The organism is Streptomyces sp. CA-278952 (assembly GCF_028747205.1).
In the GTDB taxonomy this organism is placed as follows: domain Bacteria; phylum Actinomycetota; class Actinomycetes; order Streptomycetales; family Streptomycetaceae; genus Streptomyces.
Window position 1 is genome coordinate 7344215 of sequence record NZ_CP112880.1, and the last position, 17339, is coordinate 7361553.

A 17339-nucleotide genomic window follows, 5' to 3' on the forward strand; every position below is an offset into this window, starting at 1 on the left:
CCTGGAGGGGAACATGGCCGAGTTCACGCTCGATCTCAACGACGACCAGAAGCAGGTCAAGGAGTGGCTCCACGGCTTCGCGGCGGATGTCATCCGCCCCGCCGCCTCGGAGTGGGACGAGCGTGAGGAAACGCCCTGGCCCGTCATCCAGGAAGCGGCCAAGGTCGGCATCTACTCCCTGGACTTCTACGCCCAGCAGTTCTTCGACCCTACGGGTCTCGGCATCCCCATGGCCATGGAAGAGCTCTTCTGGGGCGACGCGGGCATCGGCCTGTCGATCGTCGGTACGGGCCTGGCGGCCGTCGGCGTCCTCGCCAACGGCACCGAGGAGCAGATCGGCACCTGGATCCCGCAGATGTACGGCGACGCCGACGACGTGAAGGTCGCCGCCTTCTGCTCGTCCGAGCCGGACGCCGGATCGGACGTCGCCTCGATGCGCACCCGGGCCGTATACGACGAGGCCAAGGACGAATGGGTCCTCAACGGCACCAAGACCTGGGCGACCAACGGCGGCATAGCCAATGTCCACGTCGTCGTCGCCGTCGTCGACCCCGACATCGGCTCCAAGGGCCATGCCTCCTTCATCGTGCCGCCCAACACCCCCGGCCTCTCCCAGGGCCAGAAGTTCAAGAAGCACGGCATCCGCGCCTCGCACACCGCCGAGGTGGTCCTGGAGGACGTCCGCGTCCCCGGACACTGCCTGCTCGGCGGCAAGGAGAAGCTCGACGAGCGCCTCGCCCGCGCCCGGGAACGCGCCAAGTCCGGCGGCGAGCGCGTCAAGAACGCGGCGATGGCCACCTTCGAGGCGTCCCGCCCGGCCGTCGGCGCGATGGCCGTCGGCACCGCCCGCGCCGCCTACGAGGTCGCCCTCGACTACGCGAAGACCCGCAGCCAGTTCGGCCGCCCGATCATCGACAACCAGGGCATCGCCTTCCAGCTCGCCGACATGCGCACCCGGATCGACGCCGCCCGGCTGCTGGTCTGGCGCGCCTCCTGGATGGCCACTACCGGAAAGCCGTTCACCTCGGCCGAGGGCTCCATGTCCAAGCTGTACGCGAGCGAGACCGCCCGGGACGTCACCGCCCAGGCGATCCAGATCCTCGGCGGCAACGGCTTCACCCGTGAGTACCCGGTCGAGCGCATGCACCGCGACGCGGCCATCTACACCATCTTCGAGGGCACCAGCGAGATCCAGCGCCTGGTGATCGCCCGCACGCTGTCGGGCATGCCGATCCGGTAGCCGCCGCGGGCGACGGAAAGGGGCGGTCCGGAACACGCGTACCGGACCGCCCCCTCCCGGTGTACTCAGCCGGGCAACTGCGCCTCGATCGCCGCCACGACCTCCGTGGCCTCGGGCTCGGCGCGCGGCCGGAGCCGGGCGACGGGCTCACCGGCCGGCGAGATGAGGAACTTCTCGAAGTTCCACTGGACGTCCCCGGCCTCCCCGTCCGCGTCCGCCAGCTTCGTCAGCTCCACGTACAGCGGGTGCCGGTCCGCGCCGTTGACGTCGATCTTCTCCAGCAGCGGGAAGGTGACCCCGTACGTCGTCGAGCAGAAGCTCTGGATCTCCTCCGCGCTCCCCGGCTCCTGCCCGGCGAACTGGTTGCACGGGACGCCGAGCACGGTCAGCCCCCGGTCCCCGTAGTTCTGCTGCAGCCGCTCCAGACCCTCGTACTGCGGGGTGAGCCCGCACTTGGAGGCGACGTTCACCAAGAGGACGGCCCGGCCGCTGTACGCGCCCAGCGTGGTCGGCTCGCCCGCGAGGGTGCGCAGCGGAATGTCGTGCAGCGTCATGAAAGTCTCCCTGATCAGTGCGTGGTGGTGCCCGTGGTGCCGCCCACCGCTCACGGAGCGGCGAGCTCCTTGTAGTAGAAAGTGGTCGGCTTGAGGATGCCCGCCGGATCCGCCGCGTATCCCGGTACGCTCCCGACCTTCGTCCAGCCCGCCTTGCAGTACACCTGCTCGGCCAGGCTGCCGCTCTCGGTGTCCAGGATCAGCAGCGTGATGCCCTCGGTCGCCGCGTACGCCTCGACCGCGGACAGCAGCGCCCCGCCGAGCCCCTGGCCGCGCGCCGAGGGCCGGACCATCAGTTTGGCGACCTCCGCGCGGTGCCGGGCGTTCGGCAGCGGAGCGCGGACCAGGGCGATCGTCCCGGAGACCCGCCCGCCCTCGCGGGCGATCCAGACGCCGACCCGTCCCGCCTCCACGTCGGTGGCCCGCTCCCGCCACCAGGCCGCGGCCGCTTCCCGGTCCAACGGGGCGAGGAAGCCCACCGAGGACCCCTCGTCGACGGTCTCGGCCAGGAGGCCGGCCAGCTCGTCGGCGTACGTGACCAGCTCGGGGGCGGACACGTGGACGATCTCGGTCATGCGCGGGGGTCCTTTCACAGGGCAGGGGTCGGAAGGAACCGTACGGCCCCCGGCGGAGGCTCATTCCTCCAGGGTGCACGGGTGCTCCGCCCCGGCGACGTCATGGGTCCGTGAGGTCTCCTCGGCGAGCCGGCGGTCCCGGTCACGCCGGAGACCGACCTGCTGCCAGATCGCCCGCTGGGCCTTGAGCGTGGCCGTGCCCACCACGATCAGCACCAGGATGTTCACCACGAGCTGGATGGCGGAGCCCCGCACGTCGGACCAGCTGGTGAACGCCGTGGAGACGGCGATGTCCGCCGCGGCCGGGATCGTCGTCACGGAGATGAACACGCCGAGCAGGGCGCTGGTCCTGGCCTCGGTGAGCGACACGATCCCGACGATCCCGGCGAGGGTCGCGACGGCGACCGAGAAGAAGTTCGGCGTGTTGATGAGGTTGGAGACGGGGCGCAACCCCCGGTCGAAGGCCTCCGACTGCATCCCGAACCCGCGGATGAGGAGGGCGAAGAGGAAGGTGACGACGATGGTGAGGAGGAAACCGGACCCCATGGCGGCCAGCCCGCCGCGCACCATGGCCCGATGGCCCCGGTCGATCCCCAGCGCCACGCTGAGGATGGCGCCGTACTCCGGCCCGACGACCATCGCCGCCACGATCAGGATCTGCGAGTTGGTGACGATGCCGACCGAACCGATCAGCCCGGCGACGACCAGGTAGAGGAAGAAGCTCGGCGGGTACCGCCCGCCGGATCGGATGCGCGCCTCGACCTGCTCCCAGACCGGAGCCCGGCTCAGCGGCCCCAGCGCGCGCTGTCCCCCTTCGGTCGCGGCGCCGGAGAAGGCCATGTCGACCGGTTCGATGACGAGGGACCCACGCTGGTCCAGCCGGACGGCGCGCAAGCGGCGCAGCACGTCGTTCGCCGCCCCCGTCAGCACGTCGCAGGCGATGGAGTCGCCGTCGGGACGGCGCGCGGCGTCGCGCTGCACGATGAGATTGAGCACGCAGGGGTCGTCCGAGAGCAGGCCGACGACCTCGTCGGTCAGGTCCGGCGGGCTCACCGCGCGGATGTGGATCATGTCCATCCCGGCACCTCCGCGGCTCCCGGCCCCATCGCGCGGCGCGCCACCCCACCGGTGGCCCCGGGGGCTCACTCCAGTAACGCGGCCCTGCCCCCGTTCGGCAAACCGGGCGCTGGTCCCGGCCCCCGGACGTGTGCCGCGCACCCCGGGCGGCAGTGCCGGACGGAGAGGGGACGGGGCCCCACCGGGAGGAAGGCGCCTGGACCGGTACCCGCCGACCACGGGCGACCGACGACAACGCCGCAGGTGCGCGCGGAGGACCCCGCCAACCCGGCATGATCAAACGAGAGGCCCTCGCGGGCGGCGGGGACGCCGTACTGGCAGGATCGGCGTGTGGAGATTCCCGACGCCCTTCCCGAACCGCTGCCCGGTGCCGCCGGTGCCGCCGGTGCCGTTGCCCGGGACCCCGCCGCCGAAGGCGAGCAGCACCGGGGCCGCCGCCTCGTCCGCTGCCGCCTCTGCGGCCGCCCCCTCACCGGGACCGACTCGCGCCGGGCCGGCCTCGGCCCCTCCTGCGACGCCAAGCTGCACCCGGCGCCGCCGGACATCCGCACCCGCCGCCACGAGGTCGACCAGGACCCGCTGCCCGGCACGTGAAAGGGTGCTCTAGTCGCTCGCCAGCCGCCGGAACAGCCCCTCCTGCACCACCGACACCAGCAGCTGACCCGAACGGTCGTAGATCCGGCCCCGCGCCAGCCCCCGGCCGCCCGTGGCGATCGGCGACTCCTGGTCGTACAGGAACCACTCGTCCGCCCGGAACGGCCGGTGGAACCACATCGCGTGGTCCAGCGACGCCATGTCGAAGCCGCGCGGACCCCACAACGGCTCCACCGGGATGCGGACCGCGTCCAGCAGCGTCATGTCACTCGCGTACGTCAGCGCGCAGGTGTGCACCAGCGGGTCGTCGCCCAGCGGGCCCACCGCCCGCATCCACACAGCGCTCCGCGGATCGGCGTCCTTGACCTCGTCCTTCGTCCAGCGCAGCCGGTCGACGTAACGGATGTCGAAGGGCTGCCGCCGGGCCATCCGCTCCAGCGCCTCCGGCAGCACGCCCAGGTGCTCGCGTACCTCCTCGGCCACCGTCGGCAGCTCCTCCGGGTCCGGGACGATCCGGGCCGGCGGCAGCTGGTGTTCAAAGCCCGCCTCCTCGGGGCGGTGGAACGACGCCGTCAGGTTGAAGATCGTCCGGCCCTCCTGGACCGCCGTCACCCGCCGGGTGGTGAACGACCGGCCGTCCCGCACCCGCTCCACCTGGTACACGATCGGCACTCCGGGACGGCCCGGCCGCAGGAAATAGGCGTGCAGCGAGTGCACCGGCCGCTCCCCGTCGGTGGTCCGGCCCGCCGCCACCAGCGCCTGGCCCGCGACCTGCCCGCCGAAGACCCGTTGCAGGGACTCCTCGGGGCTGCGGCCCCGGAAGATGTTGACCTCGATCCGCTCCAGGTCGAGAAGATCGACCAGGAGCTCGGCCGGGTTCGTCATGCCGTACCTCTCCACTTCGGTGTCCGCCGACTCGACCGGGGGCTCGTCACAGCTGGCCGACCTCGGTGACCCGGACGACCGCCCGGCCCTCCTCGTCGGACGCCGCGAGATCCACCTCGGCCTTGATGCCCCAGTCGTGATCGCCCGCCGGGTCGGCGAACGCCTGCCAGACCCGCCACAGCCCGTGCGCCGGGTCCTCCTCGATCTTCAGCAGCTTCGGACCGCGCGCGTCCGGACCGGTCCCGATCTCCTCGTGCGCGTCCCAGTACGCGTCCATCGCCTCGCCCCAGGCGTCCTCGTCCCACCCGGCGTCGCCGTCCAGCTCGCCCAGGTCCCGGACCCGGTCCAGTGCGGCCAGTTCCACCCGGCGGAACATCGCGTTGCGCACCAGCACCCGGAAGGCGCGGGGGTTGGCCGTGACCGGCTTGACCTCGTCCGCCTTCTCCTGGGCCTGCTCCGCGGTCTCCACCTCCGGGTTGGCCAGCTGCTCCCACTCGTCCAGCAGACTGGAGTCCACCTGGCGCACCATCTCGCCGAGCCAGGAGATCAGGTCCTGGAGGTCCTCCGACTTCACGTCGTCCGGGATCGTGTGCTCCAGCGCCTTGTACGCGCTCGCCAGATACCGCAGCACGATGCCCTCGGTCCGGGCCAGCTCGTAGTGCGAGGTGAACTCCGTGAAAGTCATGGCGCGTTCGTACATGTCCCGGATCACCGACTTCGGCGACACCGGGTGGTCGTTCACCCACGGATGGCTCGTGCGGTACACGTCGTAGCCGTGCCACAGCAGCTCGCTCAGCGGCTTCGGGTACGTGACGTCCTGGAGCAGTTCCATCCGCTCCTCGTACTCGACCCCGTCCGCCTTCATCTGCCCCACGGCCTCGCCGCGCGCCTTGTTCTGCTGGGCGGCCAGGATCTGTCGGGGATCGTCCAGCGTCGACTCGACGACCGAGACCATGTCCAGCGCGTAGGAAGGGGATTCGGCGTCCAGCAGGTCGAACGCGGCCAGCGCGAACGTGGAGAGCGGCTGGTTCAGCGCGAAGTCCTGCTGCAGATCGACCGTCAGCCGGACGATCCGGCCCTCGGCGTCCGGCGTCTCCAGCCGCTCCACCACCCCGCCGTCCAGCAGCGAGCGGTAGATGGCGATGGCCCTCCGGATGTGCCGCAGCTGCGCCCGGCGCGGCTCGTGGTTGTCCTCCAGCAGATGCCGCATCGCCTCGAACGCGTTGCCCGGCCGGGCGATGACCGCGAGCAGCATGGTGTGGGTGACCCGGAAGCGGGAGCTCAGCGGCTCGGGATCCGAGGTGATCAGCTTGTCGAAGGTGGTCTCCGACCAGGCGACGAAACCCTCGGGGGCCTTCTTGCGGACCACCTTGCGCTTCTTCTTCGGGTCGTCGCCCGCCTTCTTGACGTTCTTCTCGTTCTCGATGACGTGCTCGGGGGCCTGCGCCACGACGAAGCCGGCCGTGTCGAAACCGGCCCGCCCGGCCCGGCCCGCGATCTGGTGGAACTCCCGCGCGCGCAGGGTCCGCACCCGGGTGCCGTCGTACTTGGTGAGCGCCGTGAACAGCACCGTGCGGATGGGCACGTTGACGCCGACGCCGAGCGTGTCCGTCCCGCAGATCACCTTCAGCAGACCCGCCTGGGCCAGCTTCTCCACCAGGCGGCGGTACTTGGGCAGCATCCCCGCGTGGTGCACCCCGATGCCGTGGCGTACGTAACGGGAGAGGTTCTGGCCGAATTTGGTGGTGAAGCGGAAGCCGCCGATCATGTCGGCGATCTTCTCCTTCTCCTCCTTCGTGCACATGTTGATGCTCATCAGCGACTGGGCCCGCTCGACGGCCGCCGCCTGGGTGAAGTGCACGATGTAGACCGGCGACTGCCGGGTGTCCAGCAGCTCGGTCAGCGTCTCGGTGATCGGCGTGAAGCGGTACTCGTAGCTGAGCGGCACCGGACGGGTCGCGGAGCGCACCACGGAGGTGGGCCGGCCGGTGCGGCGGGTCAGGTCCTTCTCGAACATCGCGACGTCGCCGAGCGTCGCCGACATCAGCACGAACTGGGCCTGCGGAAGCTCCAGCAGCGGGATCTGCCAGGCCCAGCCACGGTCCGGCTCCGCGTAGAAGTGGAACTCGTCCATGACGACCTGGCCGATGTCGGCGTACTTGCCGTCGCGCAGCGCGATGGAGGCCAGCACCTCGGCCGTACAGCAGATCACCGGGGCGTCCGCGTTGACCGAGGCGTCGCCGGTGAGCATGCCGACGTTCTCGGTACCGAAGAGCTTGCACAGGTCGAAGAACTTCTCCGACACCAGCGCCTTGATCGGCGCCGTGTAGAAGGTGACCTTGTCCTGCGCCAGCGCCGTGAAGTGCGCGGCCGCCGCCACCAGGCTCTTACCCGAGCCGGTCGGAGTGGAAAGGATCACGTTCGCCCCGGAGACCACCTCGATCAGCGCCTCCTCCTGAGCCGGATAAAGGGTGATGCCCTGGGTCTCGGTCCATGACGAGAAGGCCTCGAAGAGGGCGTCCGGGTCGGGTGTCTTGGGCAGCTGGTCGATGAGGGTCACGCCCCCATCTTGCCTGTCTTCGGCCCGGATGAGGGAACCGGCGGACGGCACGAAGATCACGGACGATACGCTGCGGTCTCAACCTGCCCGCGCCGTACCGGTGATGGGCGTACGCAGCGCTGGGGGCGGGAAAAGACCATGATGGGACCGGCACACTCCCTGTCAGGGGCAGCGGCCTGGCTGGGGGTGGGCGCGGCGGCCGCCGCCGCGGGCCACACGATGCCCTGGCCCGTCCTCGTCGTCGGGGCGCTGATCTGCGCCGGAGCCGCGCTCGCCCCCGACCTCGACCACAAGTCCGCGACCATCTCGCGCGCCTTCGGCCCGCTCTCCAAGGGGCTCTGCGAGATAGCCGACAAGCTCTCGTACGCCGTCTACAAGGCCACCAAGAGCAAGGCCGACCCCCGTCGCACCGGCGGGCACCGCACCCTCACCCACACCTGGTTCTTCGCCGTCCTGATGGGCGGCGGCTGCTCCTTCGCCGCGATCAGCGGCGGCCGCTGGGCGGTCCTCGCGATCCTCTTCGTCCACCTGGTGCTTGCTGTCGAGGGCCTGCTCTGGCGGGCCGCCCGGGTCTCCAGCGACGTCCTCGTCTGGCTGCTCGGCGCCACCAGCGCCTGGATCCTCGCCGGAGTGCTGGACCAGCCGGGCAACGGGGCCGGCTGGCTCTTCGACGCCCCCGGCCAGGAGTACCTGTGGCTCGGTCTGCCCATCGTGCTCGGCGCCCTGGTCCACGACATCGGGGACGCGCTGACCGTCTCGGGGTGCCCGATCCTGTGGCCGCTCCCGATCGCCGGGAAGCGCTGGTACCCGCTCGGCCCTCCGAAGTTCATGCGGTTCCGGGCCGGCAGCTGGGTGGAGATCAAGGTACTGATGCCGGCCTTCATGGTCCTCGGGGGAGTGGGCGGGGCCGCCGCCCTCAACTTCATATGACCGGTCGCCGCCCGCGCGGGCGGGCGACGCGCTCCGCTCCGTAGCACGATGGCAGCATGCTGCTCGCCGAGCTCGCCCAGGTCTCCCTGGAGGTCGCCGCCACCTCCGCCCGGTCCCGCAAGACGGCGCTCCTCGCCGGCCTCTTCCGGGACGCCACACCCGAGGACGTCCCCGTCGTCATCCCGTACCTCGCCGGACGGCTGCCCCAGGGCCGCATCGGCGTCGGCTGGCGGAGCCTGGGGGACCCGGTGGAACCGGCCTCCCGGCCCACCCTCACCGTCACCGGCGTCGATGCCGAGCTGACCGCCCTGGCCGCCACCTCCGGCCCCGGCTCCCAGGCCCTGCGCCGCGAGCGCCTGCGCGACCTGTTCGCCGCCGCCACCGCCGACGAGCAGCGCTTCCTGCGGGCCCTGCTCACCGGCGAGGTACGCCAGGGGGCCCTGGACGCCGTCGCCGCCGACGCCCTGGCCCACGCCGCCGGAGCACCGCCCGCCGACGTCCGGCGCGCCGTGATGCTCGCCGGATCGCTCCAGGACGTCGCCCGCGTCCTCCTCGCGGAAGGTCCCGGAGCGCTCGGAGCCTTCCGTCTCACGGTCGGGCGGCCCGTCCAGCCGATGCTCGCGCGCAGTGCCGCCTCGGTGGGCGAGGCCCTCGACAAGCTGGGCCCGTGCGCGGTCGAGGAGAAGCTCGACGGGATCCGGGTGCAGGTCCACCGGGACGGCGACCGGATCCGCGCCTACACCCGGACCCTCGACGACATCACCGACCGGCTGCCCGAACTGGCCACCGCCGTCGCCGCGCTCGACGCGCGCCGCTTCGTCCTCGACGGCGAGCTGATCGCCCTGGGGGAGGACGGCAGGCCCCGGCCGTTCCAGGAGACCGCCGCCCGGGTGGGCTCACGGCGGGACGTAGCCACAGCCGCGGCGCACGTGCCCGTCGTCCCCGTCTTCTTCGACGCCCTCCTCGTCGACGACGAGGACCTGCTCGACCGGCCCTTCGCCGACCGCCACGCGGCCCTGGCCCGGTTGCTCCCCGAGAGCCTGCGGGTCCGGCGTACCCTCGTCGCCGAGCCGGACGACCCCGAGACCCGCGCGGCGGCCGACGCGTTCCTCGCGGACACCCTGGAGCGCGGCCACGAGGGCGTCGTCGTCAAGGACCTGACCGCCGTCTACAGCGCGGGCCGCCGGGGCGCGTCGTGGCTGAAGGTGAAGCCCGTGCACACCCTGGACCTGGTGGTCCTGGCCGTCGAGCGGGGCAGCGGGCGGCGCACCGGCAAACTCTCCAACCTGCACCTGGGCGCCCGCCGGCCCGACGGTACGTTCGCGATGCTCGGCAAGACCTTCAAGGGGCTCACGGACGCCCTGCTGGACTGGCAGACCGAGCGGCTGGGGGAGCTGGCGACCGACGACGACGGCCATGTCGTCACCGTACGCCCGGAACTCGTCGTGGAGATCGCCTACGACGGACTCCAGCGCTCCACCCGCTACCCCGCCGGGGTCACCCTCCGGTTCGCCCGCGTCCTGCGCTACCGGGAGGACAAGACCGCGCAGGAGGCGGACACGGTGGAGACGGTCCTGTCCCGGCAGCCGTGAGCGCGCCCGTGCGAACAGGGCGCGCTCGTCGGCCGCTCAGTGCTTGATGACCGTCGCCGCCGTGTGCTCCTTGATCTCCTCCGGCGTCAGATAGGCGTCCGTGTACTCGAAGTCCCGCAGCGTCGCCGGCTTGCGGGACTGGAACCCGGTCCGCACGAAGTCGTCGCCGGCGACCGCGTTCAGCATCCAGTTCGTCATGACCCGGGTCTTGGCGACGTTCGTCCGCAGCGCCGACCAGTGGTAGCCGCGCGCCACCGCCTGCGCGGGCAGCCCGCGCAGCTCGATGCCCAGGGGCTTGGAGACGGCGTCCTTGCCGCCGAGGTCCACGACGAGCCCCAGATCCTTGTGCACGTAGTCCTGGAGCGGCTGATGGCGCAGTGAGGCGATCAGGTTGTCCGCCAGCACCTTGCCCTGCCGCATCGCGTGCTGCGCGGTGGGCGGGCAGACCGCCCCGTCGCCCTTCGCCAGGTCGGGCACCGCGGCCGCGTCACCGAGCGAGAACACCCCGTCCGCGCCCGGCAGGTTCAGCTGCGGCGTCACCGCGAGCCTGCCACGTACCGTCTCCGCGTCGAGGGTGGCGATCAACGGGCTGGCGGCCACTCCGGCGGTCCAGATCAGGGTCCGGCAGGGCAGCACCCGGCCGTCGGTGAACGTGACCTCCTCCGGCCCCGCCTTCGCGATCGAGACCCCGAGCGACACCTCGATGTTCCGCTTGCGGAGCACCTCCAGGGCGGCCTGCCCCAGCTTGTCGCCCAGCTCCGGCATCAGCTTCGGCGCGATGTCGATCAGATGCCACTTGATCAGCCGCGGATCCAGCCGCGGATAGTGCCGGACCGCGCTGGTGGTCAGGCGCTGGAGGCAGGCGGCCGTCTCGGTGCCCGCGTAGCCGCCGCCGACCACCACGAACTGGAGCCGGGAAGCCCGCTCGGCCTCGTCGTGACTGGCGTCCGCCAGATCCAGCTGGGCGATGACGTGGTCCCGGACGTACGCGGCCTCGGCCAGCGTCTTCATCCCACGGGCGTGGTCCAGCAGCCCCGGGATGTCGAAGGTCCGGGTGACGCTGCCCGCCGCCAGCACGATGTAGTCGTACGGCTCGTTCACGATCTCGTCCGTGATCTTGCGGATCACACAGACCTTCGCCCGGGTGTCCACGCCGATCGCCCCGCCCGGCACGATCCGGGTCCGGTGGCGGCGGCTGCGGCGCAGCGACACCGCGACGGACTGCGGTGTGAGCACCCCGGAGGCTACCTGGGGGAGCAGCGGCAGATACAGCTGGTAGGAGAACGGTGTGACGAGCGTGATCTGGGCCTCTTCCGGAGCGAGCCTGCGCTCCAGGCGGCGTACGCACTCGACGCCTGCGAAGCCGGCGCCGACGACGAGAATCCTGGGTGGTGCCACGGTCTGCGTCCCTTCTCGGGCTTGCGTGGTTCTGCGCTCGCCTGCCCCGTTTACCGGGTGATTCACCTCTCATCCTTAACCGGATGCCCCCGCGTCCGCCTCCTGGCAGGGGTGAACGGGGCCCGCTCACCCGGAGAGCCCCGCCGCGGTGGGCGGTACGGCCTTGAACCACACGGGCGCCGGCCCCGCGACGGTCAGCCGTACCAGCGCCGACCAGGGGCGCAGGCGCACCCTTCGCGGGCCGGTCTCCGTCAGCCCGTGGGCGGCGAGGCTTTCGGTCACCCGGACGAGGGGCTCCGCCCGCCAGGCCGGGTCCTCCCAGGCCCCCACGGCGTGCGGGAAGCGCCCCCCGGTCCACGGTCGTGGGCACGTCGGCTGTGGCTTCGTCGGTCGTGGCTTCGTCGGTCGTGGGCACGTCGGTCGTGATCTCGTCGGTCGTGGTTCCGTCATCTCCGCGCACCGGATCATGGGACCACCCGTCCCGGCGCGGACGCACCGCAATCTCCGGGAAGACCCGTTCCCGTCCCGCACGACGGGTGGATCCGTCCCTCCGCCCGCTGGAACAGCGGGAGTTCGGTGCGGCCGCACCCCGTGCGAGGATGCTGCGGTGACCACTTCGCCCCCCTCGCCCGTGGCCGACGACTCCCCTTCGGCGGACGCCCCGCCCCGCGATCACGGCCTGGGCCCCCGCGCCGCCGCGGTCCTCGTGTTCGGATCGTCGGCCGCGGTCCTGGTGGTCGAGATCGTCGCCCTGCGGCTGCTGGCCCCGTACCTCGGGCTCACCCTGGAGACCAGCACGATGGTGATCGGCATCGCCCTCACCGCCATCGCGCTGGGCTCCTGGCTGGGCGGGCGCGTCGCGGACCAGGTCGACCCGCTCCGGCTCATCGCCCCGGCGCTCGGGGCGTCGGGCGTGGTCGTCGCGTTCACCCCGCTCCTCCTGCGCACCACCGCCCAGTGGTCGCCGGCGCTGCTCCTGCTGGTCGCATCGGCGACCCTCCTGGTGCCCGGCGCCCTGCTCTCCGCGGTGACCCCGTTCGTGACGAAGCTGCGGCTCACCAGCCTCGCCGAGACCGGGACGGTCGTCGGGCGGCTGTCGGGCGTGGGCACCTTCGGCGCCATCGTCGGCACCGTCCTCACCGGATTCGTCCTGGTCTCACGACTGCCCGTCAGCTCCATCCTGATCGGCCTCGGCACACTGCTGGTGCTCGGCGCCGCACTCGTCGGATGGCGGGCCCGCCGCTGGCGACGCGCCGCGGCCGTCGCGCTCGCCGCCGTCGTCGCGGGCTCCCTCGCCACCGCGTTCGCCCCCGGCGGCTGTGACGCGGAGACCCGCTACCACTGCGCCCAGGTCGTCACGGACCCCGACCGGGACAGCGGCCGGACCCTCGTCCTCGACGGCCTGAGCCACTCCTACGTCGACGTCGAGGACCCGACGCACCTGAAGTTCGCGTACGTGCGCGCCATCGCGGCGGTGGCTGACACCGCCTTTCCCGAGGGGGAGCCGCTGACCGCCCACCACATCGGGGGCGGCGGCCTCACCTTCCCCCGCTACCTCGCCGCCTCACGGCCCGGGACGCGCAGCACCGTCTCCGAGATCGACGGCGGAGTCGTGCGCATCGACCGCGACCGGTTCGGCCTGGGGCCGTCGACCGCCACCGGCATCGACGTGACCGTGGAGGACGGCCGACTGGGCCTGCGCAGGCTGGACGCGGGCAGCCACGACCTGGTCGTGGGCGACGCCTTCGGGGGCGTCAGCGTGCCGTGGCACCTCACGACGTCGCAGGCGCTGGGAGACGTCCGCCGGGCGCTCGACGAGGACGGCCTCTACGTCGCCAACCTCATCGACCACGGCGAGCTGGCCTTCGCCCGCGCCGAGGTCGCCACCCTCGCCGCGACCTTCGAGCACGTCGCGCTCCTCGGGAAGCCCGCGGACATCGGGCTGGACCCGACCGCGTCCACCGTGGGCGGCAATCTGGTGGTGGTCGCCTCCGGCCGGCCCGTCGACGCCCCCGCGGTCCAGGAAGCCCTGGACGCCCGGAACGTCGGCTGGAAGATCACCACCGGCGACGACCTCGCCACCTGGACCGGGGACGCCCGGATCCTCACCGACGACCACGCGCCCGTCGACCAGCTCCTCCAGCCCGACCGCACCCGGACGGCCCGGTGACCCCCGGGCCGTCCGCCGGGCGGCTCACCCGTGCCAGGACCGCCACAGGGACGCGTACGCGCCGTCCGCCGCCACCAGCTCGTCGTGGCTGCCCAGCTCGCTGATCCGGCCGTCCTCCACGACCGCGATCACATCCGCGTCGTGCGCGGTGTGCAGCCGGTGCGCGATCGCCACCACCGTGCGGCCCTCCAGCACCCGGGCCAGCGAACGCTCCAGATGGCGGGCGGCCCGCGGGTCCAGCAGCGAGGTCGCCTCGTCCAGCACCAGCGTGTGCGGATCGGCCAGCACGAGCCGGGCCAGCGCGATCTGCTGGGCCTGCGCCGGGGTCAGCGCGAACCCGCCCGAGCCGACCTCGGTGTCCAGCCCCTTCTCCAGGGCCTTCGCCCAGCCGTCCGCGTCGACCGCGGCCAGCGACGCCCACAGCTCCGCGTCCTTCGCCCCGTCGCGGGCCAGCAGGAGGTTGTCCCGGAGCGAGCCGACGAACACATGGTGCTCCTGGTTGACCAGGGCCACATGCTCGCGGACGCGCTCCGCCGTCATCCGCGACAGCTCCGCCCCGCCTAGGGTCACCTCACCGGTGCGCGGCGCGTAGATCCCCGCCAGCAGCCGGCCCAGCGTGGACTTGCCCGCGCCGGAGGGGCCGACCAGGGCGATCCGGGTGCCCGGAGCCACGTCGAGCGACACCTTGTGCAGGACGTCGACACCCTCCCGGTACCCGAAGCGGACGTCGTCCGCCCGCACGTCCCGGCCGTCCGGACCGACCCCCGCGTCGCCCGCGTCCGGCTCGATCTCCCGGACGCCGACCAGCCGGGCCAGCGACACCTGGGCCACTTGGAGCTCGTCGTACCAGCGCAGGATCAGACCGATCGGATCGACCATCATCTGGGCCAGCAGCGCGCCCGTCGTCAGCTGCCCGATCGTGATCCAGCCTTCCAGCACGAACCAGCCGCCGAGCAGCAGCACCGCGCCGAGGATCGTCACGTACGTCGCGTTGATGACGGGGAACAGCACCGAGCGCAGGAACAGCGTGTACCGCTCCCAGGCCGTCCACTCCGTGATCCGCCGGTCCGACAGCGCCACCCGGCGGTCGCCGAGGCGGTGCGCCTCCACCGTCCGCCCGGCGTCGATGGTCTCCGCGAGGATCCCGGCGACGGCCGCGTAACCGGCGGCCTCCGAGCGGTACGCCGAGGGGGCACGGCGGAAGTACCAGCGGCAGCCCACGATCAGCACCGGCAGCGCGACCAGCACGGCCAGCGCCAGCGGGGGAGTGGTCACCGTCATCGCACCGATCAGCAGACCGGCCCAGACGACGCCGATCGCCAACTGCGGCACGGCCTCGCGCATCGCGTTCGCCAGCCGGTCGATGTCCGTGGTGATCCGGGCCAGCAGATCGCCGGTCCCGGCCCGCTCCAGGACCCCGGGCGGCAGCCCGACGGACCGTACGAGGAAGTCCTCGCGCAGGTCGGCGAGCATCTCCTCGCCCAGCATCGCCCCGCGCAGCCGCATGCTGCGCGTGAACAGGACCTGGATGACCAGCGCGACCGCGAAGATCGCGGCGGTGCGCTCCAGATGCAGGTCGGTGACGCCGTTGGACAGGTCCTCCACCAGCCCGCCCAGCAGATACGGTCCGGTGATCGAGGCGATCACCGCCACCGCGTTGACCGTGATCAGGACGGCGAACGCCCTGCGGTGCCTGCGCAGCAGACTCCGTACGTAACTCCGCACGGTCGTCGGCGTGCCCACGGGCAGTGTCGTCGCCGACTCCGGGGCCGCGGGGTCGTACGCCGGGGGTGCGACGCCGATCATGCCCTCTCCTCGATTTCCTGGATGCTCTTCATGGCGGGGACTTCGCCGACGCCGTCCAGCGCGCTCGCGGCGGCCGCCTCGTCGTCGGTCTCCCGGGTGACGACCGCCCGGTAGCGGGGTTCGGTGCGCACCAGGTCGCGGTGGGTTCCCACGGCGACCACCGTGCCCTCGTGGACGAGCACCACCCGGTCGGCGGCGTCGAGCAGCAGCGGGGACGAGGCGAACGCCACCGTCGTACGGCCCCGGCGCAGCTTCGCGATCCCGGCGGCGACCCGGGCCTCGGTGTGCGAGTCGACCGCGGAGGTCGGCTCGTCCAGCACCAGCGCCTCCGGGTCGGTGACCAGCGACCGGGCCAGCGCCAGGCGCTGGCGCTGACCACCGGACAGGGACCGGCCGCGCTCGGTGATCCGGGTCCGCATCGGGTCCCCGTCGTTGTCGGGCGAGGCCTGCGCCAGGGCGCTCAGCACATCACCGCACTGCGCCGCCTCCAACGCCGCCTCGGCGGTGACCAGGCCCGAGGCCGGGATGTCCAGCAGCTCCTGGAGCGTGCCGGACAGCAGCACCGGGTCCTTGTCCTGGACCAGCACCGCGGCCCGTGCCGTGTCCAGCGGGATCTCGTCCAGGGCGACCGCGCCGAGCAGCACCGACGGAGTCCCCGCCGAAGCAGCCCCGTCCTCCTCGCCGGTCTCCGCGTGCCCGCCGAGCCGTTCGGCCAGCCGGCCCGCCTCGTCCGGGTCGCCGCAGACGACGGCGGTGAACTGCCCCCGGGGAGCCATCAGCCCGGTCGCCGGGTCGTACAGATCACCGGAGGGCGTCACCCCCTCGACGGTGGCCTCCCGCGCACTGCGGCGCAGCGCCAGCACGCGCACCGCACGCTGGGCGGACGGCCGCGAGAAGGAGTACGCCATCGCGATCTCCTCGAAGTGGCGCAGCGGGAACAGCATCAGGGTGGCCGCGCTGTAGACGGTGACCAGCTGGCCGACGTCGATGCGGCCGTCCCGGGCCAGCGTCGCCCCGTACCAGACCAGGGAGATCAGCAGGATCCCCGGCAGCAGCACCTGCACCGCCGAGATCAGCGCCCACATCCGGGCCGAGCGCACCGCCGCCCGGCGGACCTCCTGGGAGGCGCGGCGGTAGCGGCCGAGGAACAGCTCCTCGCCGCCGATACCGCGCAGCACGCGCAGTCCGGCGACCGTGTCCGAGGCCAGCTCGGTGGCCTTGCCCGCCTTCTCGCGCTGCTCGTCGGCGCGCCGGGTGGCGCGCGGCAGCAACGGCAGCACGGCCAGGGCGAGCACCGGCATGGCGAGCGCCACGATCAGGCCGAGGGAGGGGAGGTAGAACGCCAGTCCCACACAGATCACCACGAGGGCGGTGGCGGCGGCCGCGAAGCGGGAGAGCGCCTCGACGAACCAGCCGATCTTCTCCACATCGCCGGTCGAGACGGCGACGACCTCACCGGCCGCGACCCGCCGTGTCAGCGCCGAGCCCAGCTCGGCGGTCTTGCGGGCGAGCAGTTGCTGGACCCGGGCGGCGGCGGTGATCCAGTTGGTCACGGCGGTCCGGTGGAGCATGGTGTCGCCGACGGCGATCAGGACGCCGAGGGCGACGATGAGGCCGCCGGCCAGGGCGAGCCGCTCCCCGGAGCGGTCGATGACGGCCTGGACGGCGAGTCCCACGGTGACCGGGAGACCGGCGATGCCCAGCTGGTGCAGCAGCCCCCAGGAGAGGGCCTTCAGCTGCCCCGCGAGCTGGTTGCGCCCGAGCCAGTAGAGGAATCGAGGGCCTGAACGGACATCGGGGTCGCCGGGATCCGAATACGGAAGGTCGCGAATCTGCATGACGTCCCAGGGCTTGTGAAACGGAGATCCGGATGGACCTCGAAGAACGGGGTGACGTGCAAGGTTCCCTGTTCGCCCCGGTCCGGGGCAACCGGTTTTCCGGCCCACTCCGCAGCCCTG

General features: G+C 72.3%; 14 protein-coding genes. 5 read left to right on the forward strand and 9 right to left on the reverse strand.

Going from position 1 to position 17339, the window contains the following annotated elements; all coding sequences use genetic code 11:
* Nucleotides 1-13: 13 nt before the first annotated feature.
* Nucleotides 14-1240 carry an acyl-CoA dehydrogenase family protein gene (locus N7925_RS32295; protein ID WP_265603004.1) on the forward strand — a complete coding sequence of 409 codons (1227 nt, stop codon included), beginning with the start codon at nucleotides 14-16 and terminating at the stop codon, nucleotides 1238-1240.
* A gap of 65 nt (nucleotides 1241-1305) precedes the next feature.
* Here N7925_RS32295 and N7925_RS32300 read toward each other — a convergent pair whose 3' ends face one another.
* The 3 genes from N7925_RS32300 to N7925_RS32310 are packed head-to-tail and all read right to left on the reverse strand — an operon-like array spanning nucleotide 1306 to nucleotide 3446.
* Nucleotides 1306-1794, reverse strand: a complete 489-nt coding sequence (locus N7925_RS32300; protein WP_265603005.1) for a glutathione peroxidase — start codon at nucleotides 1792-1794, stop codon at nucleotides 1306-1308.
* A gap of 50 nt (nucleotides 1795-1844) precedes the next feature.
* A complete protein-coding gene (locus tag N7925_RS32305; RefSeq protein WP_265603006.1) occupies nucleotides 1845-2369 on the reverse strand; it encodes a GNAT family N-acetyltransferase in 525 nt (174 codons plus the stop codon).
* 60 nt (nucleotides 2370-2429) lie between these two features.
* The gene (locus N7925_RS32310) at nucleotides 2430-3446 is read right to left on the reverse strand and encodes a DUF389 domain-containing protein (protein ID WP_274345946.1); all 1017 of its coding nucleotides are present in this window, start codon (nucleotides 3444-3446) and stop codon (nucleotides 2430-2432) included.
* Between the two features lie 330 nt (nucleotides 3447-3776).
* Between N7925_RS32310 and N7925_RS32315 the strand changes: the two genes are divergently transcribed.
* Nucleotides 3777-4040, forward strand: coding sequence for a DUF6011 domain-containing protein (locus tag N7925_RS32315; RefSeq protein ID WP_265603008.1), 264 nt, complete (start codon nucleotides 3777-3779; stop codon nucleotides 4038-4040).
* A gap of 9 nt (nucleotides 4041-4049) precedes the next feature.
* Here N7925_RS32315 and N7925_RS32320 read toward each other — a convergent pair whose 3' ends face one another.
* On the reverse strand, nucleotides 4050-4925 hold the full coding sequence (locus N7925_RS32320) for an acyl-CoA thioesterase (protein ID WP_274345947.1): 876 nt from the start codon (nucleotides 4923-4925) through the stop codon (nucleotides 4050-4052).
* A gap of 46 nt (nucleotides 4926-4971) precedes the next feature.
* The gene (locus N7925_RS32325) at nucleotides 4972-7485 is read right to left on the reverse strand and encodes a DEAD/DEAH box helicase (RefSeq protein WP_265603010.1); all 2514 of its coding nucleotides are present in this window, start codon (nucleotides 7483-7485) and stop codon (nucleotides 4972-4974) included.
* Between the two features lie 138 nt (nucleotides 7486-7623).
* Here N7925_RS32325 and N7925_RS32330 point away from each other — a divergent pair, with 138 nt between their 5' ends.
* Together N7925_RS32330 and N7925_RS32335 are read left to right on the forward strand one after the other, a co-directional pair.
* Nucleotides 7624-8415 (forward strand): metal-dependent hydrolase, encoded by a 792-nt coding sequence (locus N7925_RS32330; RefSeq protein ID WP_265603011.1) that lies wholly within the window; start codon nucleotides 7624-7626, stop codon nucleotides 8413-8415.
* Between the two features lie 56 nt (nucleotides 8416-8471).
* Nucleotides 8472-10007: an ATP-dependent DNA ligase gene (locus N7925_RS32335; RefSeq protein WP_274345948.1), complete on the forward strand. Its 1536-nt coding sequence runs from the start codon at nucleotides 8472-8474 to the stop codon at nucleotides 10005-10007.
* A 36-nt stretch (nucleotides 10008-10043) separates the two neighbouring features.
* Here the strand turns inward: N7925_RS32335 and N7925_RS32340 are convergent, their stop codons facing one another.
* Both N7925_RS32340 and N7925_RS32345 read right to left on the reverse strand, forming a co-directional pair.
* Nucleotides 10044-11405 (reverse strand): NAD(P)/FAD-dependent oxidoreductase, encoded by a 1362-nt coding sequence (locus N7925_RS32340; protein ID WP_274345949.1) that lies wholly within the window; start codon nucleotides 11403-11405, stop codon nucleotides 10044-10046.
* 126 nt (nucleotides 11406-11531) lie between these two features.
* Nucleotides 11532-11687 (reverse strand): hypothetical protein, encoded by a 156-nt coding sequence (locus tag N7925_RS32345; RefSeq protein ID WP_265603014.1) that lies wholly within the window; start codon nucleotides 11685-11687, stop codon nucleotides 11532-11534.
* 325 nt (nucleotides 11688-12012) lie between these two features.
* Here N7925_RS32345 and N7925_RS32350 point away from each other — a divergent pair, with 325 nt between their 5' ends.
* Nucleotides 12013-13575, forward strand: coding sequence for a fused MFS/spermidine synthase (locus N7925_RS32350; protein ID WP_274345950.1), 1563 nt, complete (start codon nucleotides 12013-12015; stop codon nucleotides 13573-13575).
* A gap of 24 nt (nucleotides 13576-13599) precedes the next feature.
* Here N7925_RS32350 and N7925_RS32355 read toward each other — a convergent pair whose 3' ends face one another.
* Nucleotides 13600-15381, reverse strand: a complete 1782-nt coding sequence (locus N7925_RS32355; RefSeq protein ID WP_274345951.1) for an ABC transporter ATP-binding protein — start codon at nucleotides 15379-15381, stop codon at nucleotides 13600-13602.
* Nucleotides 15378-17219, reverse strand: a complete 1842-nt coding sequence (locus tag N7925_RS32360; RefSeq protein WP_274345952.1) for an ABC transporter transmembrane domain-containing protein — start codon at nucleotides 17217-17219, stop codon at nucleotides 15378-15380. Before N7925_RS32360 ends, N7925_RS32355 begins: the two co-directional genes overlap by 4 nt.
* Between the last annotated feature and the right edge of the window lie 120 nt (nucleotides 17220-17339).

Excerpts from the sequence above, each read along its gene's own strand:
- N7925_RS32295 (WP_265603004.1), top strand. The coding sequence starts at position 14 with ATGGCCGAGTTCACGCTCGATCTCAACGACGACCAGAAGCAGGTCAAG.
- N7925_RS32300 (WP_265603005.1), bottom strand. The coding sequence starts at position 1,794 with ATGACGCTGCACGACATTCCGCTGCGCACCCTCGCGGGCGAGCCGACC.
- N7925_RS32305 (WP_265603006.1), bottom strand. The coding sequence starts at position 2,369 with ATGACCGAGATCGTCCACGTGTCCGCCCCCGAGCTGGTCACGTACGCC.
- N7925_RS32310 (WP_274345946.1), bottom strand. The coding sequence starts at position 3,446 with ATGGACATGATCCACATCCGCGCGGTGAGCCCGCCGGACCTGACCGAC.
- N7925_RS32320 (WP_274345947.1), bottom strand. The coding sequence starts at position 4,925 with ATGACGAACCCGGCCGAGCTCCTGGTCGATCTTCTCGACCTGGAGCGG.
- N7925_RS32330 (WP_265603011.1), top strand. The coding sequence starts at position 7,624 with ATGATGGGACCGGCACACTCCCTGTCAGGGGCAGCGGCCTGGCTGGGG.
- N7925_RS32335 (WP_274345948.1), top strand. The coding sequence starts at position 8,472 with ATGCTGCTCGCCGAGCTCGCCCAGGTCTCCCTGGAGGTCGCCGCCACC.
- N7925_RS32355 (WP_274345951.1), bottom strand. The coding sequence starts at position 15,381 with ATGATCGGCGTCGCACCCCCGGCGTACGACCCCGCGGCCCCGGAGTCG.
- N7925_RS32360 (WP_274345952.1), bottom strand. The coding sequence starts at position 17,219 with ATGCAGATTCGCGACCTTCCGTATTCGGATCCCGGCGACCCCGATGTC.